29 protein-coding genes and 2 pseudogenes are annotated in these 24,813 nt (G+C 58.2%); 15 read left to right on the top strand and 16 right to left on the bottom strand.

What is annotated here, in order from left to right; translation table 11 throughout:
* Entirely contained in the window at positions 1-255 is a 255-nt protein-coding gene (locus ACVWXZ_RS04285) for an HNH endonuclease (RefSeq protein WP_011430012.1), read from the top strand.
* Between the two features lie 64 nt (positions 256-319).
* Here ACVWXZ_RS04285 and ygfZ read toward each other — a convergent pair whose 3' ends face one another.
* Positions 320-1,312, bottom strand: a complete 993-nt coding sequence (gene ygfZ / locus ACVWXZ_RS04290; RefSeq protein ID WP_457482201.1) for a CAF17-like 4Fe-4S cluster assembly/insertion protein YgfZ — start codon at positions 1,310-1,312, stop codon at positions 320-322.
* A 94-nt stretch (positions 1,313-1,406) separates the two neighbouring features.
* On the opposite strand from ygfZ, the gene ACVWXZ_RS04295 reads away from it, so the two are divergent.
* The gene (locus ACVWXZ_RS04295) at positions 1,407-2,942 is read left to right on the top strand and encodes a hypothetical protein (protein ID WP_457395202.1); all 1,536 of its coding nucleotides are present in this window, start codon (positions 1,407-1,409) and stop codon (positions 2,940-2,942) included.
* Positions 2,943-3,230: 288 nt separating this feature from the next.
* Positions 3,231-3,449: a hypothetical protein gene (locus ACVWXZ_RS04300; RefSeq protein WP_457482202.1), complete on the top strand. Its 219-nt coding sequence runs from the start codon at positions 3,231-3,233 to the stop codon at positions 3,447-3,449.
* Here ACVWXZ_RS04300 and ACVWXZ_RS04305 read toward each other — a convergent pair.
* From ACVWXZ_RS04305 to glmU, 9 genes and pseudogenes are all read right to left on the bottom strand, one after another.
* Complete coding sequence (locus tag ACVWXZ_RS04305) at positions 3,446-4,378, bottom strand: AEC family transporter (protein WP_414328971.1); 933 nt, start codon at positions 4,376-4,378, stop codon at positions 3,446-3,448. The two genes, ACVWXZ_RS04300 and ACVWXZ_RS04305, sit on opposite strands and share 4 nt — an antisense overlap.
* 26 nt (positions 4,379-4,404) lie before the next feature.
* The gene (locus ACVWXZ_RS04310) at positions 4,405-5,664 is read right to left on the bottom strand and encodes a 4-hydroxy-3-methylbut-2-enyl diphosphate reductase (protein ID WP_414388748.1); all 1,260 of its coding nucleotides are present in this window, start codon (positions 5,662-5,664) and stop codon (positions 4,405-4,407) included.
* 197 nt (positions 5,665-5,861) lie between these two features.
* Complete coding sequence (locus ACVWXZ_RS04315; RefSeq protein WP_011434193.1) at positions 5,862-6,137, bottom strand: lipopolysaccharide assembly protein LapA domain-containing protein; 276 nt, start codon at positions 6,135-6,137, stop codon at positions 5,862-5,864.
* Positions 6,138-6,189: 52 nt separating this feature from the next.
* Positions 6,190-6,636 (bottom strand): pentapeptide repeat-containing protein, encoded by a 447-nt coding sequence (locus ACVWXZ_RS04320; RefSeq protein ID WP_414328976.1) that lies wholly within the window; start codon positions 6,634-6,636, stop codon positions 6,190-6,192.
* A gap of 89 nt (positions 6,637-6,725) precedes the next feature.
* Entirely contained in the window at positions 6,726-7,574 is an 849-nt protein-coding gene (locus tag ACVWXZ_RS04325; RefSeq protein ID WP_457482203.1) for an RNA-guided endonuclease InsQ/TnpB family protein, read from the bottom strand.
* 20 nt (positions 7,575-7,594) lie between these two features.
* Positions 7,595-7,778 (bottom strand): annotated as a pseudogene (locus ACVWXZ_RS04330) (hypothetical protein); the annotation flags it as partial.
* A 48-nt stretch (positions 7,779-7,826) separates the two neighbouring features.
* Positions 7,827-8,288, bottom strand: coding sequence for an RNA-guided endonuclease InsQ/TnpB family protein (locus tag ACVWXZ_RS04335; protein WP_457403007.1), 462 nt, complete (start codon positions 8,286-8,288; stop codon positions 7,827-7,829).
* 81 nt (positions 8,289-8,369) lie between these two features.
* Positions 8,370-8,876: a PPC domain-containing DNA-binding protein gene (locus ACVWXZ_RS04340; protein WP_414355965.1), complete on the bottom strand. Its 507-nt coding sequence runs from the start codon at positions 8,874-8,876 to the stop codon at positions 8,370-8,372.
* A 39-nt stretch (positions 8,877-8,915) separates the two neighbouring features.
* A pseudogene (glmU, locus tag ACVWXZ_RS04345) lies at positions 8,916-10,268 on the bottom strand (bifunctional UDP-N-acetylglucosamine diphosphorylase/glucosamine-1-phosphate N-acetyltransferase GlmU); the annotation flags it as partial.
* Positions 10,269-10,406: 138 nt separating this feature from the next.
* On the opposite strand from glmU, the gene ACVWXZ_RS04350 reads away from it, so the two are divergent.
* The 5 genes from ACVWXZ_RS04350 (at position 10,407) to ACVWXZ_RS04370 (ending at position 13,046) form a co-directional block, all read left to right on the top strand.
* Entirely contained in the window at positions 10,407-10,835 is a 429-nt protein-coding gene (locus ACVWXZ_RS04350) for an SHOCT domain-containing protein (protein WP_414344244.1), read from the top strand.
* 145 nt (positions 10,836-10,980) lie between these two features.
* On the top strand, positions 10,981-11,439 hold the full coding sequence (locus ACVWXZ_RS04355) for an MAPEG family protein (RefSeq protein WP_414344246.1): 459 nt from the start codon (positions 10,981-10,983) through the stop codon (positions 11,437-11,439).
* A gap of 151 nt (positions 11,440-11,590) precedes the next feature.
* Entirely contained in the window at positions 11,591-11,860 is a 270-nt protein-coding gene (locus ACVWXZ_RS04360; protein WP_457403006.1) for a hypothetical protein, read from the top strand.
* 36 nt (positions 11,861-11,896) lie between these two features.
* Positions 11,897-12,577, top strand: a complete 681-nt coding sequence (locus ACVWXZ_RS04365; protein ID WP_457482204.1) for an energy-coupling factor ABC transporter ATP-binding protein — start codon at positions 11,897-11,899, stop codon at positions 12,575-12,577.
* Between the two features lie 256 nt (positions 12,578-12,833).
* On the top strand, positions 12,834-13,046 hold the full coding sequence (locus ACVWXZ_RS04370) for a CP12 domain-containing protein (RefSeq protein ID WP_011434185.1): 213 nt from the start codon (positions 12,834-12,836) through the stop codon (positions 13,044-13,046).
* Positions 13,047-13,444: 398 nt separating this feature from the next.
* Here ACVWXZ_RS04370 and ACVWXZ_RS04375 read toward each other — a convergent pair whose 3' ends face one another.
* Together ACVWXZ_RS04375 and msrB are read right to left on the bottom strand one after the other, a co-directional pair.
* Positions 13,445-14,248 (bottom strand): FTR1 family iron permease, encoded by an 804-nt coding sequence (locus ACVWXZ_RS04375; protein WP_457482205.1) that lies wholly within the window; start codon positions 14,246-14,248, stop codon positions 13,445-13,447.
* Positions 14,249-14,297: 49 nt separating this feature from the next.
* Positions 14,298-14,789, bottom strand: a complete 492-nt coding sequence (msrB, locus tag ACVWXZ_RS04380) for a peptide-methionine (R)-S-oxide reductase MsrB (protein WP_414384090.1) — start codon at positions 14,787-14,789, stop codon at positions 14,298-14,300.
* 275 nt (positions 14,790-15,064) lie between these two features.
* On the opposite strand from msrB, the gene ndhN reads away from it, so the two are divergent.
* From ndhN to ACVWXZ_RS04415, 7 genes are all read left to right on the top strand, one after another.
* Positions 15,065-15,508 carry an NAD(P)H-quinone oxidoreductase subunit N gene (ndhN, locus tag ACVWXZ_RS04385; RefSeq protein ID WP_414344253.1) on the top strand — a complete coding sequence of 148 codons (444 nt, stop codon included), beginning with the start codon at positions 15,065-15,067 and terminating at the stop codon, positions 15,506-15,508.
* 88 nt (positions 15,509-15,596) lie between these two features.
* On the top strand, positions 15,597-16,637 hold the full coding sequence (locus ACVWXZ_RS04390; RefSeq protein ID WP_457403003.1) for a Light dependent period protein LdpA domain-containing protein: 1,041 nt from the start codon (positions 15,597-15,599) through the stop codon (positions 16,635-16,637).
* Positions 16,638-16,691: 54 nt separating this feature from the next.
* Positions 16,692-18,563, top strand: coding sequence for a R3H domain-containing nucleic acid-binding protein (locus ACVWXZ_RS04395; protein ID WP_457403056.1), 1,872 nt, complete (start codon positions 16,692-16,694; stop codon positions 18,561-18,563).
* A 237-nt stretch (positions 18,564-18,800) separates the two neighbouring features.
* The gene (locus ACVWXZ_RS04400) at positions 18,801-19,370 is read left to right on the top strand and encodes a Uma2 family endonuclease (protein ID WP_457403002.1); all 570 of its coding nucleotides are present in this window, start codon (positions 18,801-18,803) and stop codon (positions 19,368-19,370) included.
* A gap of 213 nt (positions 19,371-19,583) precedes the next feature.
* Positions 19,584-20,036 carry a QcrA and Rieske domain-containing protein gene (locus ACVWXZ_RS04405; RefSeq protein ID WP_414330183.1) on the top strand — a complete coding sequence of 151 codons (453 nt, stop codon included), beginning with the start codon at positions 19,584-19,586 and terminating at the stop codon, positions 20,034-20,036.
* Between the two features lie 93 nt (positions 20,037-20,129).
* Positions 20,130-21,278, top strand: coding sequence for a glycosyltransferase (locus ACVWXZ_RS04410; protein ID WP_414384084.1), 1,149 nt, complete (start codon positions 20,130-20,132; stop codon positions 21,276-21,278).
* Between the two features lie 108 nt (positions 21,279-21,386).
* Entirely contained in the window at positions 21,387-22,256 is an 870-nt protein-coding gene (locus ACVWXZ_RS04415) for a PRC-barrel domain-containing protein (RefSeq protein ID WP_457403001.1), read from the top strand.
* Positions 22,257-22,399: 143 nt separating this feature from the next.
* Here the strand turns inward: ACVWXZ_RS04415 and ACVWXZ_RS04420 are convergent, their stop codons facing one another.
* The 4 genes from ACVWXZ_RS04420 to map form a co-directional block, all read right to left on the bottom strand.
* Positions 22,400-22,708 (bottom strand): alpha/beta fold hydrolase, encoded by a 309-nt coding sequence (locus ACVWXZ_RS04420; protein ID WP_457403000.1) that lies wholly within the window; start codon positions 22,706-22,708, stop codon positions 22,400-22,402.
* A 306-nt stretch (positions 22,709-23,014) separates the two neighbouring features.
* Positions 23,015-23,659, bottom strand: coding sequence for an alpha/beta fold hydrolase (locus ACVWXZ_RS04425; protein ID WP_457402999.1), 645 nt, complete (start codon positions 23,657-23,659; stop codon positions 23,015-23,017).
* A gap of 23 nt (positions 23,660-23,682) precedes the next feature.
* Positions 23,683-23,907 carry a translation initiation factor IF-1 gene (gene infA / locus ACVWXZ_RS04430; protein ID WP_011434173.1) on the bottom strand — a complete coding sequence of 75 codons (225 nt, stop codon included), beginning with the start codon at positions 23,905-23,907 and terminating at the stop codon, positions 23,683-23,685.
* A 130-nt stretch (positions 23,908-24,037) separates the two neighbouring features.
* Positions 24,038-24,811, bottom strand: coding sequence for a type I methionyl aminopeptidase (gene map, locus ACVWXZ_RS04435; protein WP_414344308.1), 774 nt, complete (start codon positions 24,809-24,811; stop codon positions 24,038-24,040).
* Between the last annotated feature and the right edge of the window lie 2 nt (positions 24,812-24,813).

Here is a 24,813-nt window from a genome sequence, read left to right on the forward strand (position 1 = left end):
ATGAAAGAAAGAAAATCCGGCGAAAGGATTCTAATTCCAGCAGCCGTGCGGGAGTATGTTTTCCAAAGAGACGGCTTCCGTTGTCGCGGTTGCGGAAAGTCGCCCCCAGAGGTTCAGCTTCAGATCGATCACATCATCCCCATTGCCCAAGGGGGCAGTAACGATATCAGCAATCTGCAAACGTTGTGCAAAACCTGCAACCGACGCAAAAAGGATCGACGGGATCCCCGCTTTCGCCGCCACTTTGACTGGTAAGTTCTTAATCCTTTGCCCATTTTCTCTCTACAAAGCAGGAGAGCTTTCTGCCGCAAAAATAATGCTAGACAATAGGCGGGAAGCTGGAAAACGGCATTCGGGTCAGGACTCCCGGCGCTGAGCCGACTTCAACTTCCAGCCCCTCGGCAGGATTGAATTTAGTGCGCACGTATCCCAATCCCAGGTACCCTTGCGAAGTCAAGCCCGCGCTGGTCAGTAAACCAATCTTTTCCCCCTGCCGCAAAATCTCTGTGCCAGGATGAGCTTCTCCTTGGAGGCGGATCCCCCACAGGGTTTGCCGAATGCGCCGGTAGGTTACTTGCTTGGCCAAGACTTCCTGGCCAACGTAGCAACCTTTGTCAAGGGAAACAGCTCGCCACAGGCCGGCTTCTAGGGGGTTGTAGTCTGAGGTCAGCTCTCGGTCGGCGGCGGGGCGACCCGCTTCTAGGCGGAGGACTTCCCACAGCTCAGGTGGGGCCAGCTTGGCTCCGGCTTGGAGCAAGCATTCTTCAAGAGCTGCTTTCTGGTCAATGGTGCCCCAGAGGGTAAACCCCGGCTGGGCAAGACCCGTGCCACAAGCCAGATGGACAGGGATCCCCTGGATCTCCACGGCGCAGTGCTCATTGAGCCTGGTCGGAATCTCTTCTGAGCTCACCACTTGCTCCAGGAGAGCCTGACTCTGGGATCCGAGCAATCCAAAACCAAAGGTCTGATCTGTCTCATCTTTCAACTGTGCTCCCCGCACCAAAGGCAGCATACGCCCCAAACTCTGCATCAGCAGGCTGCGCCGCTGGGGCGAAGTCCAGATCCAGCAGTCTTCTTCTCCCACGTACACCGTGGCCAGATCCAGGATGCCGGCGGTGGGGGTCACGAAAACCGTGTCGGCCCCCTGCCCTGGCTGGAGGGCCTTCAGATTTTGGGTGCTTCGGTTGTGCAGATAGTCCAAGCCTGGGGATCCCTTCATGCGCAAACGGCCCCACCCGGAGCGATCCAGAAGCAGGGATCCCGTCTGTGCAACGGGTTGGCCCTCTGTGGAAACAGCAGCTAGAAGAGACATCGCTCACCCCAGAGATGGGCTTTGGTTTTCTTCTCTACCCTAGAATAGGCTAGTTCACTCCACCGTCTGTGGCAGACCCCCGGCGTACTGAACTGTGATTGAGGTTGAAGTCCACCAACAGTTGCGGCAGCTTTTGCGGCAGTCTCCCGAAGCCCTGTGGCCCCACCAGTTGACGATGGCTCGCATGGTGGCGCGAGGGTTGCGGTTGGGTCGCAGCACCTTGATCCAGGTGCCTGCTGGGGGTCAGCACCGCCTCAGTTATCTGCTGCCGGCCCTGATGTGGCCCAACCCCACCTTGCTCTGCGCTACAGCTCCTGTGCAGGCGCAAATTTTGGGGGAAGAGATCCCCTGGCTACAGCACACCCTGCAGTTGCATAAGCCTGTCCTGCAAAAAGACCGTTGGCCGGATCCCGATTTCCAGGGGTTGCTGTTGGTGGATCCCCTGGATTGGCTGCAAGCTCGCTTGAGAAAGGGATCCTCGCAAGTGCCGACAGGGATCCCTTTGATCCTGGATGGAGCCGAAGACCTGGAAGATTGGGCCTACCAGGCGCTAACGGTGACCCTGGAAGCCAGCCATTGGCAACAGCTCCGGCAAATCTTCCCTGCCGAGGCGGAGCAGCTCTCCCAGGTTCAGGTCAATTTGTCCCTGCAGCTTTTGCGGCGGCCTCTTTCCCGCTGTCTGCTTCATGCGGATGAACAGGTTCACCTGGATGCTGTGCTGTCTTTGGTGACAGGCTACCCCGGCTGGCTGCCGGATCCCTGGGATCAAATCCGCCGGCGGCTCAGCTCTGAGGGGGATCCCGTCTCCAAATGGATTTGGTGGGCCGAAACCGACCGAGAAACCGGTCGCCTCACCCTTCACCACAGCCCGGCGGCTCTGCAGGATTGGTTGGCCCCCATTTGGGCCACACAGCCGGTGGTGATTATTGGGGAAGCGCTGGATCTGGATCGCCAGGCGGAAACCTATCGGCGACGGTTGGGCTTGCCGGATCTGACGCCGCTGCGGTTTGCCTCAGGCGAGGGTTGGCCACGTTCTGGCGGGGCGGAGCTTTCCCTTTACTTGCCGCGCCTGCCCTTGCCCAACAGCCCTCTATTTCAGGATCACCTGCTGCAAGAGCTGAAAAAGCTGATCCCTCAGGCGCAGGGCTTCGTGGTGGTGTTGGTGTCGGATCAACCTCTGCAGGCACAGGTGGGGGCGGCTTTGGCTGCCGAATTCGGCTCGCGGGTGCGGGTAAACAGCCCTTTTCCGGGCGAAAAGGGCATTTTGGTCTGCGACTGGCCCTACTGGCTGCACCACAAGGCCGGCTTGCCGCGCCCTGAGCTGATGGTGATCGCCACTTTGCCTTTCCCTTCTGTGGAAGACCCAAGGGTGGCCGGACGGGTGCAATATCTGCAACGCACCCAGCAGGACTGGTTCCGTCAGTACCTTTTGCCGGTGGCTGCTGCCCAGTTGCAACGGGCTGTTGCGCCTCTGCGGCAAAGCTCTGATTCGGGAGAAGATTCCAGCTCATCCACCCGATGGGTGGCCATTTTGGATAGCCGCATCATTGCCCGCAGCTACGGCGTCTCTCTTCTCAATGCCTTGGGGCCAACTTTGCGGGTCGAGCAGCGCAGCCAATTGTTCGTTTAGGGATCCCTGGGCCTCTTGCTCGAGTTGATGGGATGTATGGTCATTTTAAACAGGAATGAAACATTTCTGTCCCTCTGGGAGAAGGTCTGGGGGTGGCCGCGGAAGCAGCGCGGAACGCCTGGGGAGTGTCTCAATCTAGTTTGGAATGACTATATTGAGGATTTTTTGGCTTGAGCGACTGAGAGAAGGCTTGCTCAGCATAGAGGGGAGATTTGTATCCTAGAGAGCCAAAGTCAACTGAGATCCAAGCTATTCTGAGGGTGAATCACTCCTACTCACCTTCTTCTCATGATCAGTCCTGCTCTCAGCTCCGATACAGCACTGCGCACGCAAGCAGTTTGGAAGCCATTGCGGCAGGCCATTGTGGAAAGCTCGGGTTTTCGGGGATGGCTCCAGGGCCGGGAGTTGCCCACTCAGGAAGCCCGGGAGTTGCCCACTCAGGAAGCAGAGCTGGATCAACTGGTGCATAGCTACCTCGAGCAAACCTTGTCTCACCTGGCCTATTAGGATCCCCAGAGTCCCAGCCAGAGGGGCAAGGTCAGCAAGGCGGCTAAGTACCCGACGGCCAAGGCAGTTACGGTAATTTCCCGATCCAAGTCGTATTCTTCCGTGAGCACCAGGGTGGCGATGGCGGGGGGCATACCACTCTGCAGGACCAGCACCAGCTTGGCCAGAGGCGGGTAGGGGGTGAAGGCAAGGCCGATTCCCACCAAGAGCGGCACGATCACAATCTTGATCAAGAGGGCCACTCCGGCGGCAAGAAAGGATCCCCAGCGCTTCACCTGGGCCAGCCGCATCCCCAGGATCATCAAGCTGAGCGGGATCATGCTCCAGGCAAAAGCCGCCAACCCTTGAGAGAGCCAACCCGGCAGGGGTTCGCGGGTCAGCAGTAGGCCCATAGCAAAAGACCAAAGAGCAGGGGTGCGCAAAATGTGGAGGCCCACCTGCCAAGGTTGGGCATGGGAACTGCCGTGGCGGCTGGCCACCCACACGCCAAACCCGTAGGCCATGAACAGGGTGCCCAGCAGATCATAGAACAGGGCCCAGCCAAAGTAAGCCCTTCCGGCCACAGCCAGACAGATGGGATAGCCCAAATACCCGGTGTTCCCCAGGGTGGCGGTTAGGTGAAAGCTGCCCTGCTGGGCACTGCTCCAACAGTTGTGGCGCTGCCACCACAGCCAAGCGCTGGTCAAGGCAAACCCCAGCCCCACCGACAGCCAGCAGATCAGGGGAGCAACCCAGATTTGGCCCGACAGATCCACTCCCTGCATAAACCCAACAATGCTGAGGGGCACTCCCACCCAAAACATGAATCGCCCCAAGGCGTGGGGATCCAGCCAACGATTCCAGCCGCCGGGCAGCCCCTTCTGGAGTGCAAACCCCAGCAGCGTCCAGCCCAGCAAGGGAGGATAAACCTGAAAAAGGGTGTTGAGCACGCTCAAGAGGGAGAGGGAAGGGATCCCTAGGCAGGGATCCGCCGGGGTTCTTCACGCAGGGCGAAGATGCGTTGAATCACCTCCTCGACAACGCGGTCTGGGGTAGAGGCACCGGAGGTAATGCCGATTTGCACCGGCCCATCGGGTAGCCACCCTTCGGTAACTGTCGGGTCTTGGTGAAGGGGCTTGTGACGGATGCGGTTGTTGGGTTGGATGCAGTCGGGGCCATCGATGTGGAAGGAAGGCAAGCCCTTGGCCAGGGCAATTTCCTGCAAGTGGGTGGTATTCGAGGAATTAAACCCCCCGATCACCACCACCACATCCAAAGGTTGCTCCAGCAGCTCGAACATGGCGTCCTGCCGCTCTTGGGTGGCATTGCAGATGGTGTTAAAGCTCATGAAGTGGTTGTCTAACTCCTGGGGGCCATATTTGCGCAGCATGGTGGTCTCAAAGAGCTTGGCAATGGCGCGGGTCTCCCCCTCTAGCATGGTGGTTTGGTTGGCAATGCCGATCCGCTCCAGATCGCGATCCGGATCAAAACCGGGGGAAGTGGCCTTGCCGAAGCGCCGCCGAAATTCTGCCGCATCTCCGCCCTGCAAAATGTAGCGGGCGACCCATTCCGCTTCTTCCAGGTTCAGCACCACCAGATATTTTTCGGCAAAGGAGCTGGTGGCTACGGTTTCCTCGTGGTTGTACTTGCCGTGGATGACAGAGGTAAATTGGGCCGCGCGGTGCTTGTCCACTTGGTTCCACACGCGGGAAACCCAGGGGCAGGTGGTATCGACGATCTCATTGCCCTGCGACCGGAAAAACGCCATTTCCGAGGCACTCGCCCCAAAAGCAGGCCAGATCACCACATCTTGGGGCCGGATCTGAGAAAAGTCCTTCTTGCCGTCCGGGCCTTTCTCCACAAAGCGGATCCCCATCTCCTTCAGATGCTGGTTTACCAGAGGGTTGTGGATGATCTCGTTGGTGATCCACAGTTGCCGATCCGGAAAGCGTCGCCGCGCTTCATAAGCATATTCCACCGCCCGTTCCACGCCCCAGCAAAAGCCAAAGGCCCTGGCCAGGTGAATGGTAATGTCGCCCCGCTGATAGCGGTAGGACTGGGCACGGATTTGCTCCACAAGGGGGCTTTTGTAGGTGGTTTGCAGCTCCAGTTGAGCCTGATCCTTGTGTTCTTCAAATCCCTTGGCAAAGTAGGTGCTGGATCCGCGCAGGGCTTTGCGCAGGGCCCGTGGGTCTTGGGGAGAGCTATCCGGGGAAGTAGGTTGGAAATAAGCCATGGTTACGGTTGGAGATACGCACTGATCAAGCAGACGGCGAAGGGATCCTTTCTCAGCTTACGCCCAGTCTCAGTCGGCGAGCTATTTCGGCACGCTTTCCTCAGGGCCACCGACAAAATCGTCCAGCAAGTCAACGGCGGGATCGAAGCCGTTGAGCCAAAGCCAGAAAGCAGAGGGATCCCTTTGGGAATTGGCCGTCATTGGGGCGGTTGATCCTGCATTTCCAGTTGGCGCACCCGCTCTTGTAATTGGCGGGCGGTGGCAGAAAAGCTGCGCCCAGGCCAGAGGAGAGAGCCCAGCCCCACCGTCAACAGGCCCAAGCCGACAGCCGCGGCGATGAGAAATCCCAAAGGCAGCTCCACCGAGCGCCACATTAAGAAATGTACGGTCAGGGTGGTGGGGTTTTGCCCGGCCAGGACTGCCACTCCCAAAGCCAGCAGCAGTGTCAAGACCAAGTTGAACAGCAGCAACATCAGGGATCCCGTCGCAACAGTTCCATTCTGCCTTGTCTGCTAGGGGGGTGGCTCAAGCCCGCACACTCCCGTCGGGTAGGGTGGCTCCGCTGAGGTCAGCGCCGGTCAGCACTGCTCCGCCGATTTTTGCCCCGCTTAGATCGGATCCCTGCAGTTGTGCACGGGTTAGCTTGGCTTCCCAAAGGTAGGCACCGTGCAAGTTGGCTTCCCGCAAGTCGGCAAAGCTGAGATCCGCGCCGATCAAGTTGGCTTCCCAAAGATTGGCCCCGCGGAGGTTGGCCCCCATCAAGTTGGCCGAGCTGAGATCGGCGCCGCGCAAATCGGCTTCCTGCAGGTTAATGCCACTCAGCTTGCCAAAGGAGAGGTTGGCCCCTCTCAGATTCACCCCTTGCAAGTTGGAGCGCACCAAGTCCACCCCCACCAGGTTGGATTCTTGAAAGTTGCGCTCGCCAGAGGCATATTCTGTCAGCAGCTCGTCAGCAGTTGTCACTCGGGGCATGGCCGGATACTGCCATCCGTGCGTTAAGCTTAACAATTTCTGGCTGCTCAACGGGGTACTGATGACCGCTCCGAAAGACCTACGAAACGCTAACAAACACTTCCAGAGTGTTCAGTGCCTGTCGCGTCTCTGCTTTCTTCCTGCTTCCACGACTCGTGACTGGTAGTAAGCTTCAGGCTTACCACCCCGCCAGAGGAATCTCCACAGGCGTCTCTTTCCCCAGAGCTTGGGGTAGTTGAGCGCTTTAAGTAGCACTCAAAATACCACCGCACCAGGTTCAGCGCTGCATTGCGGTCGCGGTCTATCCCCAGACCACAACACGGGCAGCGAAATACCCGCTCGCTGAGTGGCATCTTCTGTTTGTGGCCACACCGTGAACACAGTTGGCTGGACGGATAAAACTTATCCGCCACCACCACCTGACAGCCGTAGAGCCGGGCCTTGTACTCTAGCTGTCGCCGTTCGCGATAGCGGGACGGAGTCCTCAGCTCGTAGAACCCACAGTCTGACAGGGATCCCGCCAGTTTGCGGTTCTGGAGCAGGTTCCTCACCTGCAAGTCCTCTATCACCACCACTCGGTATCTCTTGGCCAGGTAAGTCGTCAGCTTGTGCAGATTGTCTTGCCGATCGCGTAAGCGGGACGGAGTCCTTATGTCTGCCACCCGCTTGTGAGCTTTGCCCAACTGCACCACCGCCTTCTTGCGGTTGGCAGAGCCTTTCTGCTTACGGCTCAGCCGCCGTTGCAGCCTGACCAAACGCCGCTGGGCCTTGCGGTAGGGCTTGGGATTGGGAAACACTTCCCCGCCGGAGCAGGTGGCCAGGTGATGGATACCCAAATCCACTCCCACCACCTCTCCGGTCTTCTCCACCTGGGGTGTTGGAGCTTCGTACTTGAAGGAGATGTACCAATGTCCGGCTGATACATTTACGCTGAACACTGCTGAACATCACTGTTCAACTATGCAGCGATAGCATTCTGTTTGTTTCCAACCAGAATGGCGGTATCCCGCAAAGCTTTGAGTAGAATACCCAAAGCGCAGTTTCCGTGTCGTCTTACTACCAATTTTCTGCTTTGCTTTGGCTACCATGTTGGCAGACTCGAAAGTAAACAGAAAGATCAACTGGTAGTAATCCGTACTGAACATATTATACATTATTTTCAGTATAGTTGAGCTTATTATTGACTAGAGTCATGCTCTCAAGCTAACAACCACGTTCTTGGGTGTGGTCACCGGGAGCAGCTCTGCGCAGCGCAGCCAACCGAAGATAGGTACCTTGATGCGGTTGCCAGAAGTGCGAATACTCCCTTCCAGGTAAAAGCTGTCTCGCACTCCCTTGCGTTTGAAGCGGGGAAACTTCCCCAACCCACCCCGCCAGCGCTTAAGGGCTTGCTCCAAGTTGCGTAATGCCTGCTGAGGGGCGCATTTGGAGACCTGGTAGTACCAGCGATGTTCTTTCTTCGCCTCGGCCAATAGGCGCTTGTGCAGGTCAATGGCGGTGGGAAGTTTTTGCTGGTTCTCCAGGGCTTGCCGACAGACTTCTAAGCCCCAGTTATAGGCGTGGCGGGCTACCCCAGCGTGTTGGGCGGCTAGAGTTGTTTGCTTGCGGTTAAGAATGAGTTGCGTCCGAAAACCCAGTAATATGCCCGCCACACCGCAAAGCGTCCATGAGTTCCGTGAAGCTTTCGGCTTGGCGCTCACAAGCCCCCTTTAGCTTTAGGTAACTCATGTTGACTACTGTAAGCTTTTCGGCCTGCTGTTGTCAGCCTCTGGTTTTGTCTGCTGGTTTTGCTGGGGTTGGGGGGGTGGGGACGGCCAGCAGGGATCCCCTGCCACGGGTTGGATGTGCAACTCCAGGTAGCCGGTGGCCGGATCCGGTTGACGGGAGAAGCGATACTCCGGGCTGTCGGCGAGGACAATTTCGGCGGTGGTGTAGATGAGGCAGCCGGGGCGCAGGTGTCCCCCCCAGGTTTGGCCTCGGGCATCGGCAACGGTGAGATGGAGATGGACTCCGTCAGGGCACAGGGATCCACTCAGGGCCAGGATCTCCAGGCGTTCCGACAGCAGGTGATCCCCCATTTGGTCGGCCAGGCGCAGGATGGCTTGGCTGAGGCTGCCGACAGCGCTGAGGACAAACCCCGCTTGCAAGGGCTGCTGCCGGGCCAATCGCTCTAGTTCCTGCTTGAGATCTTGGCCGGGGAAGAGGCGCAAGGGATAAATCTTGAGGGATCCCGGTGGCATGGGCTGGGGCTCCTGGGGGCGGGAAGAGCGGATCCCAAGTCGCCAGCCGGGCTTGACCACCGGGCGGGAGCGAGCGATCACCAAGCAGTCATCCGGCAGGGGGTAGCGGGCAGGAATGGTGGAGCCGGCAGCAATGGTGACATTGGATCCCACCTGCAAAGGAGCCACCAGAACCGAGTTGGCGCCTGTTTTGCTGCGATCCCCAATTTCGGTAGAGTGCTTTTGCTGGCCGTCGTAGTTGGCGATGATGGTGCCCGCGCCGATGTTGACCTGGGATCCCAGCTTGGCATCTCCCAGGTAGGCCAAGTGGGCGGCATTGCTGTGGGATCCGATCTGGGTATTTTTGGTTTCCACAAAGTTGCCGATGCGGCAGTGATCCCCAATCTGGCTGTGGGGGCGCACGTGGGCGTAGGGGCCTATCCAGACGTGGTTGCCGATGCGGCTGTGGCTGACCACCGAGTAGAGAATGTGACACCCAGATCCAATCTCGCTGGACTCGATCCAACTGCCCGGCCCCAGGCGGGTTCCCGGCCCAATGCGGCACACCCCTCGCAGATGGGTTTGGGGCTCGATCACCACATCGGGGGCCAATTCCACCGTTTCCTCGAGGCTGCTGCTGTCGGGATCCACAAAGGTGACCCCGGCTTCCATCCAGGCTTCCTTGAGGCGATCCTGCAAAATCTGGTACGCCTGGGCCAGTTGGCGGCGGTCGTTGATGCCCACAATTTCTTGCGGATCGGCAACATCCAGAGCGATGGCTTTGCCCACCCGCTTGACGGCATCTGTTAGGTAGTACTCCTGCTGTGCGTTGTTGCTGTTGAGATGGGGCAAAACCTGGGCCAGAGCCGGCCAGTGGAAACAATACACCCCACTGTTGATGCGGCGATTTTGCCGTTGGGCCGGGGTGCAGTCTCGCTCTTCCACCAGTTCCAGCACCCGCTGTTGGGCATCGCAAAATACCCGCCCATAGCCATAGGGATCCGCCACCTGAGCCGAGAGCAAGGTTACCTCTGGGTTCATCTGGCGGTGGCGCTCCACCAGAGCTTGCAGGGTTTCTGCCCGCAGCAGGGGCACATCCCCGTTGATCACCAGCAGATCCCCCTGAAAACCGCCCAGGACGGGCAACAGCTGTTGAACGGCGTGTCCGGTGCCCAATTGCTGGGCCTGCTCCACAAATTCAACCGGGTACTCCCGCAGGGCTTGGCGCACCTGCTCCTGTTCATAACCCACAATCACCAGACAGCGGTGGGGCTTTAACGTCAGCACCGTGCGCAGCAGCCGCTCGATCAAAGACAGAGATCCCAGCTTGTGCAGCACCTTGGGCAGCCGTGATCGCATCCGGGTACCTTTGCCCGCTGCCAAGATCGCTACCGATAGCTCCCGCTCTGCCATGTTCCTTCCCCGAACCGCCCCCATCAAGTATAGGCGGCGGGATGCTGCTCAAAAATCTTCTGAGGTTGGATCCAAGTTCCTGAGCCCTGTGCGGCCAAAACTGAGCTAGCTTAATGGCACATCTAGCTGGTGCAGTCTATGGCCGAGAGCAGGGGCCCTGATATGCCCCCGCAGGAACGTCGGCGGTTGGTCCGAGAGGTGGCCGGTTGGCTGGCGATGCTGGGGGTGCTGATCCCAGGGTTGCAGCGCTTCTATATGGGGCACCAACGCTGGGGCTGGGGCTACTTGGTGGCGGGGCTGATGGTGTTCGTTCCTTCCATCCCGCTGCAGATCCTCAGCTACGGGGTACGCGCCCTTTGTTTGCTGGAAGGGCTGTGGATCCTGACCATGAGCAATGCCGATTTCGATTTTCGATTCAACCGAGAGTTGATCGAGCTGGAATGGACCAGTGTGGAAGGGCGAGAAGCCCGGGATCCCGAACAGCAGTTGGAAAGCCTGTTGAAACAGGGCTTGATCACCCGCGCTGAATATGAGGAGCGCCGCCGGCAAATCCGCAAGATCTCCTGACCCAAGCATCAATCACCAAATCAGGCTTCTGCCCGGCTGGCCAGCCCGGTAGATAATGGTTCTGGTGTTGGTTTTCCCGGCAATAGCTCCTGCCCGAGCTGGGCTCCTTCCTCTCCCCTGTTATCTTGCACCGTCCTTTTGCCTTATGTTGCCAAGCCTTCCTCTCGCAGCTATCCCCCTGTTCTCTATTGCGGCAGCCATGCTCTTGGTCTATCTGCCCATGGGGGTGGTGGGCTATGCCCGTGCCCGCGTTGGCTACGACCTGCATGCTCCTCGGGCTATGTTTGATAGGCTACCTCCCTACGGGCAACGGGCCACCTGGGCCCACGCCAACGGGTTTGAGACCTTTGGGATGTTTGCGGCAGCAGCGTTGATCGCCTACATCACCGGCCCTCACTCGGATCCCTGGTATTTTGGCCTCAGCGGAGATGAAGGGGTAGCTGTGCTGTGTGGGGTGTTTCTGCTGGCGCGGCTGCTCTACAACTTTTTCTACATTGCCGATATTCCCATTGGGCGATCCCTCTCCTTCTTGGCGGGATCCCTGGCCACGTTGGGCCTGTTGCTGATTAGCCTGCTGCCTTTTCTCGGCACCGGCCTGGCCTAATCTGGCGAGAGAAACTCCCCCGTCATTTGTTGAGCCTGCCGGTACCCTGGCCCAACCTGCGATACTGGAAAAGGACTTCGTCCTGCTGTCGCCAACGGCGTCCTCTGGGTGCCTCTCTTTTGTCCCACGGCCCACTACGCAACGGTCAGCCATGTACACTCTGGAACTGCTCCTGAAAGGGAACCCTGCCCCCATCGTTGTCCACCAAAAAGAGGAAGAAGCGGCCAACCGGGCCTACCAAAGCATCGTCAATGCTCTGCAGAGTGGATCCCCTCAGAGTTTGGAGCTGACCTGCGACCGCACCGGCAAAAAGGTGTTTCTGCTCACCGGTGAGTTGTGTGGCGTGCAAATGACTTCTAAGTCGAGCAGCGCCAGCCCCATGGGAACCCGTCCCGGTTTTTTGGCCCAGTTGCAAAGCTGAGGACAGCCCTTTTCTCTCTGCCGCTAAGGGATCCCCATGTCTGAGGTGGCCATTCGGGTGGAGAGCCTAACCTTTGCTTGGCCGGAACGTCCGCCGGTTTTGCAGGCGTGCAGTTTTGTCATTCCCAAGGGCCAGTTGTGGATGGTCTTGGGGCCCAATGGCAGCGGCAAGTCCACTTTGTTGCAACTGTTGTCCGGATCCCTGACCCATCCCCAGCCCCTTTCGGGCCACCTGGAGATTCGCGGTCGGCTGGGCTATGTGTTTCAAAACCCGGATCACCAACTGTTCATGCCCACGGTGGGAGCCGATGTGGCCTTTGGCTTGGGAGCAGAGGCTCTGACCTTGGCGGAAATTCACCAGCGGGTGGAAACAGCCTTGGAGCAAGTCGGATTAAAGCACCTGATCCGTCGGCCCATCCACGGCCTCAGCGGCGGACAGAAGCAACGAGTGGCAGTGGCAGGGGCTTTGGCCCGGCGCAGCGAGGTGCTGCTTTTGGACGAGCCGACAGCCCTGTTGGATCCCGACAGCCAGGCGGATTTGCTGCGGTGCATCCGGCAACTGGTGGATCAAGAAGGCATCACCGCCCTCTGGGTAACCCATCGGCTGGCGGAACTGGAATGGGCAGATGGGGCGATTTTGCTCTCGGAAGGTCAAGTGCGTCAACAGGGATCCCCAGAGCAGGTGCGGCAACGGATTGAACAACTGTTTGGGGCCTGAGGGATCCCTGCGCATCCTGATCCCAAAGAGATCGCGAAAGCGCAGCTGCACCCCCCTGCCGTCACTGTTTAGAATGGGTAATGTATCCGGTTGATCAATTCGGTTGGCACAAGGTCATTATCCTGAACTTATTCCCCGTCTGGATCGGCTGGTTTCTACTTGTTGATCCGGGATTACGCTGGATCCCTGCAGATTTGCGTCAGCCGGTTACATCAGCGGGCCACCGGCCCCATCTAGTCTAAAGGAGCTTGAGAACATGGGACTGTCTGAAGTGATCGCCAAAGAGCTGGAAAATGCTCGCAACGTCTGCTCTGAGTACGGCGAAGGGGATCCCCACTGCCGTGCGGCCTGGGACGCAGTTGAAGAAGTGCTGGCAGCTCGCAGCCACCAGCCGAGGACTCCCAGCAGCCTAGAGCAGCACTGCGCCGAAAACCCAGATGCTGTTGAATGCCGGGTCTACGATACCTGATTCTCGGGAACCCCACAGAGTGGATGCTCTCTGTCGATTCCGTAGCGATCGACAGGGTTTCCTACTGGGGATCTCCGACAAAATCCAGCGGCCTGCCGGATCCCTGCCGGTAGGCTTTGCTTTCTTGGACTGGAAGGCTTGACTGGGTGCGGTTTCAGGCGCGACGTACAGAGCGCTTTCTTTTTAGGGTCATTTTGATTCAAACCAGGACACTGCACCCGCACTTAAAACGTTAGATGCACAGGGCCAGAAGGCTTTTCCCAGTACCTCGGTCGCCTTGTCCCAACCTGAAACGACTATGAAATTGTGACCTGCATCATTGCCATCCATCAAAACCAGGACAGGGATTCATCAAACTTATGGCTTGTGGGATCCCCAGTGCCGGTGGAGAGCGTTTTTCACGAAGAAAGCCTCTGAGCAGAATCAGCCCGCAGCCATTGCCTCACCCACAAGGCGAAAGCTATTCCCAGCAGCACCAGTTGGGGGAGCAGCGTCTGCCAAGTGGGATATATGCCCAGCCAGCGCAGCTTTGGGATCCCAACAAGAGGAGTGATGGGCAGCCAGTCCGCCACCTGTAGAGCGTGCAAGCCACTGCCCAAAAACTTAAAGCCCAAGTAGAAAATCAGCAGACTTAGACCCCGGAAAAAAACTCCCAGCGGCAATTTCAGCCCCACCTGCAGCAGCAAGATCGCCAGTGCCACCAACACCAGGGATCCCAGGCCGATCCCCGCCCAAAAATCTTTTGCCGAGAGGGAAGGGGCCAACCCCACATAAAACAGCACCGTTTCCGCCCCCTCGCGAAACACCGCCACAAAGGCCAGAAAAGCCAAGGAAAAAACCTGACCCGTGGCCAGTGCCGCCTGCGCCTGTTCCCGCACAAAGGTTTGCCAAGAAGCCACTGCAGCCCGGCGGTGCAACCAAAGGCTGACCGAGAACAACAAACCTGCTGCCACCAGCCCGGTGATCCCTTCCAGCACCTCTTGTCGCGTGTGGGTGAGCATCTGCTGGAAAAACAGCTTCACCAGCAGACCGAGCATCACCGCTGCCAGCAAGCCCGCGGATCCCCCTATCCACACCCAGCGCTTCTGAGCCGATTGCCCGCTCTTGCTCATAAGGGCCAGCAGTGCCACCAGCACCAAGAGAGCTTCCAGGCCCTCCCGCAGCAGAATCGAAGCAGCATCCAGGAACGTGTAGTCCGACATAGGCTCACCCAGACAGGCGGCTCAGTTTTAGCTGGAGCCAAGAGGATTTCTAAGTGGTGGCTGGGATGAACTTGAGGGCAGCAGAATTGATGCAGTAGCGCAAACCCGTGGGTGGGGGGCCATCCCGAAACACATGCCCCAGATGCCCACCGCAGTTAGAGCAGTGGACTTCCGTGCGGGGCACAAACAATTTCCAGTCCGTCTTGGTGCCGATCACATGGGGAGCAATCGGCTCCCAAAAGCTGGGCCAACCGGTGCCACTGTCGTACTTGGCCGCTGAGGAAAACAGCTCCTGCCCACAGCCGGCACAGACATAGATACCTGGGGCCTTGTTGTCGTAGTAAGCGTTGCGGAAGGGGGGCTCAGTGCCCTCTTGGCGCAGCACATAGTATTGCTCTTCGGTGAGCAGTTGCCGCCACTCGGCGTCGGTTTTGGTGAAGGGATAAGTCTGTTGGGCCATTGCTCTTTGCTCTCCTGCTAAGCTGAGTGGTGCTGTAATCAACCCGGCCACCGCCAAGGTCAACAGCTCGCGTCGTCGCATGATGAGGTTCATCTGTTGTCGCTGTGTAAGTGGCGGGGAGGCCATCCCTACTAGGGGGATCCATCCGCCTTTGTCCGCCACCTGTGGGTTGAGACCTGCAAGCAGGTTACCCGTATCTTAACCCTTCTTTACGCTCCCTTCTGCAAAACAGGGAGATAGCCAGTATTCTATGGGTTCCATTGGCAGCTTCTATCCCCAGCTTCAGGCGCCATCCCGTTACAATGAGCGCAGGTGGGCTGCTTGTCCAACCCTAGACGAGTCATGGAGTTCTTCCTATGCTGCTGGTCGGCTCAGGTGCAAAGTTTGTGCAGCAACTGGAGCAATCTGGGGCTTTGGCCATCTTTGTAACCCCAGAGGGGGGATCCGAAGGGCACTACCTGCGGCGGCTGCGCGGAGCCGGGTATGAGGTGGTCACCCTCTCCAGTAAGGGAATCGGGGATCTGGCCAGCTATTTGACGCGCATTCATGGGGTACGGCCTGCCACGCTGGGCAAATCGGAGCGGCGCACCTATTTCTTTCCCGCGTTGATCGAGCAGTATCGGGCCACCTTGCCCCCAAAAGCTAAGGGGTTGGTGTTCTGGTTTTACGAAGGGCATGTGTTCAGCCAACAGGAACTCTCCTACCTGGTGAAGCTGAGTCGGGAAGACAAGGGAGTGAAGTTTGTGGTGGAACTGGGCCGAGAACGGTCAATTCGTTGGCAACCTCTGCAGAGCGCCTGAGCCTCTCTTCAGGATCCTCGAAATTTCTTTGCTACCATCTCAAATAGATGGCCTGCGGCTCAGATTCCCATCCTGCTAGCGGCTTCTTGTGCCTGTGACCTTGCCAACCGCCTCGCTGCAACAGGGTACCTGGTTTAAGCTGATCTGCGGCGCAAGTTTCCACCACTTGCCCTCGGTTCGGGAGCTGGCTTTCCTTTACACGCTGGCCGGGGCAGATTGCATTGATGTTGCTGCCGATCCGGCCATAGTGCGGGCCGCTCAAGAAGGGATCCAACGGGCACAAGCCGAAGATCCCCAGGCGGGGTTCCCTTGGTTGATGGTCAGCGTCAATGACGGCGAAGACGTCCATTTCCGCAAGGCGGTGCTGACGGCTCCCGTCTGTCCTGCCGACTGTCCTCAGCCTTGTTTGGCAGTCTGTCCTCCCCATGCCTTGACACAGGCAGCCCTTCCTGCTCAAGTCCACATCCAGACAGAGCTGTGCTACGGCTGTGGGCGCTGTGAGCCGGTTTGCCCCCACCGGCGCATTGCCACCTTCGGCTACCAGGTCGCTTTGTCAGAAGTTTTGCCGCCTTTGGTCGAGCTGGGCATTCAAGCGGTGGAGATTCACACCTGCATTGGTCGCCAGAGGTCATTCGAGCAATTGTGGGGATCCCTGAAGCCCTGGCTACCTCAGCTCCAGGCAATCTCAATTAGCTTTAACGATGGCCCGGGCCTAGAGGCTTACTTGAGGGATTTGCTGGCTCTTATGGATCCCTTGCCGGAAGTGTTGATCTGGCAGGTGGATGGCCGGCCTATGAGTGGCGATATTGGAGCTGGCACCGGCAAAGCTGCCCTAAAGTTGGCCGAGAAGGTGCTGAACATGGGCCTGCCCGGCTATGTGCAATTGGCAGGAGGAACCAACGCCCAAACGGTGCCGCTGTTGGATCCCCGGTGGCCGGTGGCGGGGGTGGCCTTCGGCAGCTATGCGCGACAGTTGGTGTCAGCCTATCTGGAAGAGCCAGCTCACAGCTCATCGGAGTCAGGATGGAATCCTGGATTGGTGGCAGGGATCCCGTTGGCAAAGCAGTTGGTGCAGCAAGTAAAGCGGCGATCCGTTGCTTTTAGGCAAACCTGTTTTTCCTGCGTTTAACGACGTTGCTCAGCCATGAGTTTCCCCGTACAGCCCTCAACCCCAAGTCCGTCGATGGATCCGGAAAGTGCTCCGCACCGCTTACGTGAACGTACCGGCTTTCCCGGCCAGGTTCAATACAGCGACGACCTGAGCAAGCTTTTGGATATCCTGCCGGCTCCAATTCGCGAGCGCCTAGAACAGCATCCTCACCTGGATCGATTGGTGGAGGTGGTGCTGGATTTGGGCCGCCGTCCCGAAGCCCGCTTCCCCGGCTTTGCCGATTACCTCTCCGAGGACGTGATCACCCGGGCCGACTTGGATCAGGTGATCAGCCGGGTTGGAGAGTTCAGCAGTGACAACCGCGCAGGCATTGCCTCTACCCTGCACCGGATCAGTGCCATTCGCAACCGCCAAGGCACAATCATTGGCCTTACCTGTCGGGTGGGTCGCTGCGTTATCGGCGTGATCAGCATGATCCGCGACTTGGTGGAACAGGGGCGCTCCATGCTGTTGCTGGGCCGACCAGGGGTGGGCAAAACCACGGCCTTGCGGGAGATTGCCCGTGTGCTGGCGGATGAGCTGGGCAAACGAGTGGTTATTATCGACACTTCCAACGAGATTGCCGGCGATGGCGATGTGCCCCACCCGGGCATTGGCCGGGCCAGACGGATGCAGGTGGCCAGCCCAGAGCTGCAGCACAAGGTGATGATTGAGGCAGTGGAAAACCACATGCCCGAAGTGGTAGTTATCGACGAGATCGGCACTGAACTGGAAGCTTTGGCCTCTCGTACCATTGCCGAGCGGGGGGTACAACTGGTGGCCACCGCCCATGGCAACCGCATCGACAACCTGATCAAAAATCCCACCCTCTCCGACTTGGTAGGCGGGATCCAATCCGTCACCCTGGGAGATGAAGAGGCGCGGCGGCGCGGCTCTCAAAAGAGTGTGTTGGAGCGCAAAGCTCCCCCTACGTTTGAGATTGCCATAGAGATGCTGGAGCGATCCCGCTGGGTCATCCACGAAGATGTGGCCGCCACTGTGGATCGTCTCTTGCGCAACCGCGAGCCGCTGACCCAAACCCGCAGTTTAGACGAACGCGGCCAGGTGGTGATAGTCACGAATGAGCGCCCGGCCCTATCTGGCCCCCAATGGCCCCCCGCCGGCAGCACAATCTCCGCAGCACGGGAGCGGGGAGGATGGCAACGCTCTGGACGGATGGAAGCTCTGCCTTCAGAGCCGCTTGAAAGTCGCTCGCAGCAGCAAGGAGAATCGGGTTTGCTCCTGGAGAGGCGAGAGGACTCCGTCCCGCTAACGCCAGCGGGATCCCGTCCTGCCCCTCAGGTGGTGGCCGAATCCAAAGCGGAATCCGGCTCTGACGAAGAAGAAGATTTGGACTGGGAGGGATCCGCCCTAGCCCCGACAGGACGGCAGCAGAATCCGGATGGGCCGCTGATGATCTACCCCTACGGAGTGAGCCGCTTCTACCTGGAGCAGGTGATCCAAACCCTGAAACTGCCGGCGGATGTCACCAAAGACCTGGATGGGGCGGACATTGTCTTGGCCTTGCGATCCCAGGTGCGCAGCCGTTCCAAGATCCAGCAGATGGCCCACTCCCGCCAGATCCCGATTCACACCGTTAAGGCCAATACTCTGATTGCCCTGGCCCGCGCCCTGCGCCACATCCTCAACATCGAAAGCGAAGATGGATCCGATTCCGACCTGGAGCTGTTCATTCGCGCCAGCTCAGGCGATGAAACCGAAGCTCTGGAAGAAGCCCGCCTGGCGGTGGAGCAAATTGTCATTCCCAAGTCTCAGCCGGTGGAACTTTTGCCCCGTTCGCCTCTGATCCGCAAGCTCCAACACCAGTTGGTGGAACATTACCACCTGCGGGCCCAAAGCTTTGGCGAAGAGCCCAACCGCCGCTTGCGCATCTATCCCAACTAGCCCCACACGATAGCGCAGCCAATAGTCCAGCTCTAGAGAACCTCTATCCATTGAGCCGTCGTGGTTAGAGAGGAAGGACTCCGTCTCGCTTCTGTGAACGGGATCCTGGGCTAAGATTTGGCTACGCCAAGTGCGGTTCCCGCTGTTGCGACAGCGTTGCAGTTGTCGGCCCAGTGTCGTAGGTACAGCAGCAGGGTGCCCTGGGCATAGCACCATTTATTGCTATAGGGATAGCTAATGACTGCTACAGAAGTACGCTGGACCACTCGGGATATCGAGGCTCTTCCAGAGAATGAATGGATCCGCTACGAGATCATCGACGGAGAACTGCTGGTGACTCGCTCTCCTCATCACAAACATCAGCACATTATCGGGTGTTTGTTCTCCGCACTGCATCGGTGGTCGCTAGAAACAGGATTGGGAGAACCCTCAATCATGCCAGGGATCCTCTTTTCCGAATTTGATAATGTGTCTCCCGATGTTGTTTGGGTTAGTTATGAGCGGCTATCACAGATTCAAGATGAAGCAGGACATTTTCGGGGTGCCCCTGAGCTGGTGGTTGAAGTCCTATCACCTGGAAAAGTTCATAAGGATCGAGACCGCTTGGCAAAACGGAAACTCTACTCTGTGCATGGGGTGCAAGAGTACTGGATCGTCGATCGGCTGGCTCAGAGAGTAGGGGTGTATCGCAGACAACAGGCCCAGTTGGTCTTGGTAGAAACGCTGTTGGCTCAGGATGCGTTGTCTTCTCCCCTGTTGCCCGGCTTTGCCTGCGCGGTTGCTGAGCTGTTTACCTCTCGATCCTAAGCTCCAGCAGTGCAAGAGCCCATCCCCGGTACTCAAGCAACGAAGAGGGCTACTGCGTACTCTAGCCGGAAAAAGTGCGGCTTGGCCCTGGCCGAAACTGTTCCGGTGTAACAAAATGTTAAGGGCAGCATTTGTACGGGGATCCCTTCTGAAGGGGCCGGTCTTTTGCTGGCTCATGACCTACATTTCGCACACCTCCAAGGACACATAGCCATGTACAACAATCGTCGTGGTTTTCTTCGCTGGCTGGCTCTCGGTTTTGGCTCGTTGGTGGGTTGGTTACCTGGGTTTACCCGGCGCCGTTTTGCCCTGGCCCAGGGAACTGCTTCTGGCTCTAAGGCTTCTGAGCCGGAGTTTGTGAAAGTTGCCACTCTGGCCGATCTCAAAGATGGCCCCTTCAAGGTGGAAAACGCCTTTGGGAAAAACACCGCCACCCTCTGGCTGGTCGGGGATCCGCAAAAAGAAGATTCTCTGCTGGCTTTGGATGCCGCCTGTCCCCATGCGGGGTGTGATGTGAACTGGCGGGGGGAGAACTTTGTCTGCCCCTGTCATGGCTCGGCTTTTGCTGCCGATGGCAGCCGTACCCGTGGCCCGGCCAAGGCAGACCTGGCCATCTACAAGGTCAAGGTGGAGAAGGGAGAAATTTTTGTAGCCAAAGCCTCATAAAGTTCTGGGCAGGCTGTGGGCTTTGAGGCCAGGCAAAAGGAGTCGGGTATCCGGATTGAGAAGACAATGGGCTGAGCTACCGAGGCTCTCCCTATGGCTCGTCCCTACCGCTATCTGTTCCTCTCCACCCCTGTTGGACCTCTGGGATCCGGGGCCGGTGGTGGTGTGGAGCTCAATCTTGCCAACCTGACGCGTGTCTTACTCCAGATGGGATCCCAAGTGCGGGTGTTGGCCCCTGTGGGATCCCGAATGGCGGAGTTGCCGGAGGAGGTGATCGAGCCGGTGGCGGGCCTTCCCCCGGCCTATGCGCAAACCCAGCGCCGCGATCAGCCGGTTCTGATCCACACCCCCTCTCTGCTGGCCAACCTGTGGCAGCGGGCTGCCCACCTGCAAGATCAGTTCGATCTAATCGTGAACTGGAGCTACGATTGGCTCTCGTTTTATTTGACGGATTTTTTCCGCACCCCGGTGGCCCACATCGTCAGCATGGGATCCCTCAGCGATGCCGTCGATCAGGCTCTAGAGCACATTGCCCATCGCTACCCTGGTCGGCTGGCGGTGCATTCGCGGGCGCAAGCCCAGACCTTTGCCTTTGCCCGAGCCGAGATGGCGGCAGGTCGGGATCCCTTTGTCTATCTGCCCTGCGGGGTGGATCTGCGCCTCTACGACTTTGTGCCCCAAGGGAATGGATCCCTGTGTTGGATTGGGCGCATTGCCTCCGAAAAGGGCCTGGAAGACTGTGCTGCCCTAGCCGAGAAGACGGGAAGGCCGGTGGTGATCCTAGGCCACCTGCAAGAGCCAGGCTACTGGCAGCAGATCCAAGAGCAGTACCCGCATGCCCAATTGGATTACCGAGGGTTTTTGCCCACCCCGCAAATGCAGCGGATCTTGGGGCAATGCTCAGCCTTGATCATGACCCCCAAGTGGGTGGAGGCCTTTGGCTTGGTGGCGGTGGAAGCTTTGGCCTGTGGCGTGCCGGTGATTACCTACCGCCGGGGTGGGCCCGCGGAAATTGTCAGCGATGGAGAAACCGGCTGGATCGTCGAGCCGGACAACGTGGCAGCTTTGGCAGAGGCTGTAGAGCGCCTAGATCACATCGACAGGAGCCGCTGTCGGCAACGGGCAGAAGAGCACTATTCCCTGGGCGCGATGGCAGAGCAGTTTCTGGCCTGGAGCAGGCAGATTGGCCGGGATCCCACCTGGGCAGCCCGCGAGGGAGGAGACAGGCAGTGGTACTATTAACTTACTTAATTCTGGCGAACTGTGTCAGACACGCAGCCCAACAACGGGAACGTTTTGACTTACGACGGGGAAACCATCATGACGACTGGGAAAGGATCTGTTGCGCTGGTGCGATCAGAGGTTCGTCGGCGGTCACAGGTTCTGGGAACGCAGGTGATCAGCCAGGGCAACGCAGCCCGGCTTGGGGTAGTCAGCGAAGTTTGGGCGGATCTGGAAGCCAAGCAGGTTCTGGTGCTGGGGGTGCTGGAAAAAGCCCTTGCCGGATCCCCCCGTTTGATGGAGCTGCGGCAAGTAACAGCGTTGGGTCAGGATGCAGTTCTTGTCCCCAGCGAAGAAGTTTTCGATAACTTGGACGATAACTTGGATTTGGAGGGCCTGAGTCGCGTGGTTGGCAGCGAGGTGGTAACCGAAGAAGGGATCCGCCTTGGCAAAGTTAAAGATTTTGAGTTCAACTCCGTCTCCGGCATCATCACGGGCTTGGTGCTCTCCAACCTTGGCCTCACCTTTTTACCCGGCTTTATCCTCAGCACCTATCTGCTCTCCACCGATGAGATTGTCTCTGTGGGCGGGGATCGCCTTATTGTTGCCGATGGCGCTGAGACCCGCCTAACCCAACTGGCCAAGGGGATTTTGGAAACCCTGGGAATCGGTAAGCCCCCTTGGGAAGCCGGAGTTAGCCCGGCTCCTGCCCTGCCCAGTGCTGTCGAGAGTCCCGCCGTTGAGGAGGATTACGAAGAAGAATACGACGAGGAATACGAGGCCGAAGAAGAAGACGTTTACGCAGAAGAAGAGCCTGAACCTGAGCCGCAGCCTGTGCGTCCACGCCCGCCTGAGCCCGCACCCGCCCCCGAACAACCGGCTTGGGAACAGGAGTATGCCAAAGAAGAGGCCCCTCCTTCTGAGCCTGCCCCTCCTCCTTCCAGCTCCACTCCTGTGGATGGTGATCCCTGGGAAGATAAGGCCGGGGAGCCCACTTGAGTTGCCGGGCTTGTATCAACTCCCCTCTGCGCTCGGGATGGTCACGTCAACCGAGAGCACGGCCCTTACCCCTGGCGCTAGGGCTGCTTCTTGCGCCAATCTTCCACTTTTTTCTGCCAAGGGGCAAAGGGATCCCCTGTCCGTCATCCCGGTAGAGCAGGATCGGCTTCGGCCAAGAAGCGCAAAGCCACCGACAAAAAGGTCTGCGGCGCTTCAATGTGCGGAAAAGCAGCCCCTGGCAACCGGTATATCGGCACCTCCGGGCGCAAAGCGCGATACCGCTCTGCCTGTTCTGGGCCGGTGAGGCGGTTCTGTTCTCCCCAGACCAGAACCATGGGCTTGGTCACCACGCGAAAGTCGTCTTCGATGGGCAAGTTGAGCTTGCCGGTGAGAAAAGAACGGGGGGCAAATTGAGCCCCCGCTTGGTGAGCTGCCTGGTAATAGTAGTCCACCACCCCATCATCCAGGGCGTAGCTGGGGGAGCATGACTCTAGTCAATAATAAGCTCAACTATACTGAAAATAATGTATAATATGTTCAGTACGGATTACTACCAGTTGATCTTTCTGTTTACTTTCGAGTCTGCCAACATGGTAGCCAAAGCAAAGCAGAAAATTGGTAGTAAGACGACACGGAAACTGCGCTTTGGGTATTCTACTCAAAGCTTTGCGGGATACCGCCATTCTGTTTGGAAACAAACAGAATGCTATCGCTGCATAGTTGAACAGTGATGTTCAGCAGTGTTCAGCGTAAATGTATCAGAACAAGCTCTGCTCTGTAAACAAGCGTACACTCCAGGGGGCGGTGATGCCGTTGTAGAAGGCCAACCCCAAAACGGGCAGGCTGAGGAATCCATAGGCAATCTGGGCCAAAGGGATCCCGAGGGCATCGGGGATGAGGCTGTTGTCTCCCAGAGGGGCGATGAGCAGCAGCTTCTGCCAATGGTGGGGCTGTAGGCGGGCCGAGCGCAGCACAAACCCTGCCGAGAGGGAATTGGCAATGACGTGACACGGTCGCCCGATCACCTGCTGGACAAAATCCCCGATCATCTCGGCATAGAGGCTGCCGGTGTACTCCAAATCTGGACGTTCTGAGTTGCCCCACCCCAACAAATCCAGAGCATAGACTTGATAGTGCTGCCCCAGCTCCGCCATAATGGCACGAAACTCATAGCTGGAGGAGCCTGCCCCAATGCCGTGCAACAACAACAACGGCTGGCCGGATCCCATGACCTTGTAAAACAGGCGATGGCCGCGCCAGAAGTGATGCCTTTCCTCTCCCGGCAGCAGGCTCTGCAGAGGCTGAGTTTGGGAAGAGATCCAAGCGTTGAAAACGGCTAGAGCACCCAAGCCGCCGACAGTAGTCCAGAGCCCGATCTTGAGAACTTGGCTCAGCTCTTTCATCCTCAGCAGCCTAGCTAGGGAACCTACTTTTTCTTAAGGCGGTAGGTGATGCGCCCTTTGTTGAGGTCATAGGGGCTCAGCTCCACCTTGACCCGGTCGCCGGGCAAGATCTTGATGTAGTTGCGGCGAATTTTGCCGGAGATATGAGCGAGCACGTTGAAGCCGTTGTCCAGATCCACTCGGAACATGGCGTTGGGCAGGGATTCGGTAACAACCCCCTCCATTTCAATGGCATCTTCCTTAGACAATGAGCCCTCCCAAAAACGACATAACAAACAACAGAACAATCCACAGCCGCGACGACACGCGCTGTTAAGAAATGAAAATATACTCCATCTCTTCTATCCTAACCGTTGCAGTCCTTCATCAGGGGATCCCTTAGGACTGAAAAGGCGTGCGATCGGTCAAAATTTCTGCTCCAGACTCGGTGACCAAGACCGTGTGCTCAAACTGAGCTGACCAAGAGCCATCTACTGTGACCACCGTCCATTGGTCTGGCAACACTCGGGTTGCCTCTCCCCCCGCATTCACCATCGGCTCAATGGCCACTGTCATGCCGGAGCGCAGCTTGGGATTGGGCAGATCGCGGGTGCGATAGTTGGGAAACTGCGGCTCCTCGTGCAGGTTGCGCCCCACCCCGTGACCAACATACTGCTTCACCACAGAATAGCCCCGCCCCTCGATGTAATCTTCAATGGCACCCGAGACATCCTGAAGCCAAACGCCGTGGCGCACACAGTCGATGCCCGTCTGCAGGGCTTTGGCCGCAGTATCGATCAGATCCCGAGCTGCGTCGCTCAGGGGTTCCAGGCCGATGGTGATACAGGAGTCCGCATGCCAGCCCTCGACGATGGCACCAAAATCCACTTTGACCACATCTCCCGGCTGCACCACTTTACGGGGACTGGGGATCCCGTGCACCACCTCATGGTTGACACTGACACAAACGCAGGCGGGAAAGCCGTAGTAGCCCTTGAAACTGGGCAAAGCATTGAGTTGGGCCACCCGTCTCTCAGCATAGGTATCGATATCTGCCGTAGTCCAGCCCGGCTCTAGGCGCTCCGCGATTTCCTGCAATACTTGGGCCACCACCCGACCGGCCCGCCGCATTTTCTCCACTTCGCGGCGAGATTTGATCTCAATAAGCTGCATGC

The sequence above is a fragment of the Thermostichus sp. MS-CIW-38 genome (genome assembly GCF_054058415.1).

Coding starts and splice junctions, on each gene's coding strand:
- ACVWXZ_RS04395 (WP_457403056.1), top strand. CDS start 16,692: ATGGATCCGGAAAGTGCTCCGCACCGCTTACGTGAACGTACCGGCTTT.
- ACVWXZ_RS04365 (WP_457482204.1), top strand. CDS start 11,897: ATGTCTGAGGTGGCCATTCGGGTGGAGAGCCTAACCTTTGCTTGGCCG.
- msrB (WP_414384090.1), bottom strand. CDS start 14,789: ATGCGACGACGCGAGCTGTTGACCTTGGCGGTGGCCGGGTTGATTACA.
- ACVWXZ_RS04340 (WP_414355965.1), bottom strand. CDS start 8,876: ATGCCACCGGGATCCCTCAAGATTTATCCCTTGCGCCTCTTCCCCGGC.
- ACVWXZ_RS04410 (WP_414384084.1), top strand. CDS start 20,130: ATGGCTCGTCCCTACCGCTATCTGTTCCTCTCCACCCCTGTTGGACCT.
- map (WP_414344308.1), bottom strand. CDS start 24,811: ATGCAGCTTATTGAGATCAAATCTCGCCGCGAAGTGGAGAAAATGCGG.
- ACVWXZ_RS04425 (WP_457402999.1), bottom strand. CDS start 23,659: ATGAAAGAGCTGAGCCAAGTTCTCAAGATCGGGCTCTGGACTACTGTC.
- ACVWXZ_RS04360 (WP_457403006.1), top strand. CDS start 11,591: ATGTACACTCTGGAACTGCTCCTGAAAGGGAACCCTGCCCCCATCGTT.
- ACVWXZ_RS04370 (WP_011434185.1), top strand. CDS start 12,834: ATGGGACTGTCTGAAGTGATCGCCAAAGAGCTGGAAAATGCTCGCAAC.
- ACVWXZ_RS04315 (WP_011434193.1), bottom strand. CDS start 6,137: ATGTTGCTGCTGTTCAACTTGGTCTTGACACTGCTGCTGGCTTTGGGA.
- ACVWXZ_RS04375 (WP_457482205.1), bottom strand. CDS start 14,248: ATGTCGGACTACACGTTCCTGGATGCTGCTTCGATTCTGCTGCGGGAG.
- ACVWXZ_RS04400 (WP_457403002.1), top strand. CDS start 18,801: ATGACTGCTACAGAAGTACGCTGGACCACTCGGGATATCGAGGCTCTT.
- ygfZ (WP_457482201.1), bottom strand. CDS start 1,312: ATGTCTCTTCTAGCTGCTGTTTCCACAGAGGGCCAACCCGTTGCACAG.
- ACVWXZ_RS04285 (WP_011430012.1), top strand. CDS start 1: ATGAAAGAAAGAAAATCCGGCGAAAGGATTCTAATTCCAGCAGCCGTG.
- ACVWXZ_RS04300 (WP_457482202.1), top strand. CDS start 3,231: ATGATCAGTCCTGCTCTCAGCTCCGATACAGCACTGCGCACGCAAGCA.
- ACVWXZ_RS04350 (WP_414344244.1), top strand. CDS start 10,407: ATGGCCGAGAGCAGGGGCCCTGATATGCCCCCGCAGGAACGTCGGCGG.
- ACVWXZ_RS04310 (WP_414388748.1), bottom strand. CDS start 5,664: ATGGCTTATTTCCAACCTACTTCCCCGGATAGCTCTCCCCAAGACCCA.
- ACVWXZ_RS04355 (WP_414344246.1), top strand. CDS start 10,981: ATGTTGCCAAGCCTTCCTCTCGCAGCTATCCCCCTGTTCTCTATTGCG.
- ACVWXZ_RS04320 (WP_414328976.1), bottom strand. CDS start 6,636: ATGCCCCGAGTGACAACTGCTGACGAGCTGCTGACAGAATATGCCTCT.
- ndhN (WP_414344253.1), top strand. CDS start 15,065: ATGCTGCTGGTCGGCTCAGGTGCAAAGTTTGTGCAGCAACTGGAGCAA.
- ACVWXZ_RS04405 (WP_414330183.1), top strand. CDS start 19,584: ATGTACAACAATCGTCGTGGTTTTCTTCGCTGGCTGGCTCTCGGTTTT.